At 36.9% G+C, this 555-nt stretch carries 1 protein-coding gene; it reads left to right on the plus strand.

From position 1 onward, the window contains the following. Positions 1–555: SpoVR family protein (locus COD11_RS25800; RefSeq protein ID WP_176551254.1), on the plus strand; the 555-nt coding region annotated here is incomplete at its 5' end.

A 555-nucleotide genomic window follows, 5' to 3' on the forward strand; every position in this document is an offset into this window, starting at 1 on the left:
AAGCTGAATGCTGGTGTTGTACAGCCATCAAAAACGAGTATTAATCCATATTATCTTGGCTTGAAAATCTTTGAAGATATAGAAGAACGCTATAATAATCCAACAGAAGAAATGAAAATGTTTGGAGCGAAGCCAGGATCCGGTCGAGAAAAAATGTTTGAGGTTCGTGAAGTAGAATCAGATATCTCATTTATCCGCAATTATTTAACAAAGGATCTCGTGTTAAGAGAAGATATGTATCTTTTCCAAAAGCAAGGACGCGATTATAAAATTGTTGATAAAGAGTGGGAAGGGGTTCGTGATCAACTGGTTAGTATGCGGGTGAACGGTGGATTCCCTTATATTACAGTTAACGATGGAGATTACTTAAAAAACAACGAACTTTACCTAAAGCATTGGTTTGAGGATATTGAGCTTGATTTAAAGTATTTAGAGAAAGTTCTTCCATACGTGTATCAGCTTTGGGGGAGACCAGTGCACATGGAGAGTGTTTTAGAAGGAAAAGCTGTATTGTTTTCTTATGATGGGAAGAGTGTGTCGAGGAAGTATTTATAG

The organism is Bacillus sp. AFS040349 (assembly GCF_002577655.1).
GTDB lineage: Bacteria > Bacillota > Bacilli > Bacillales > Bacillaceae > Metabacillus.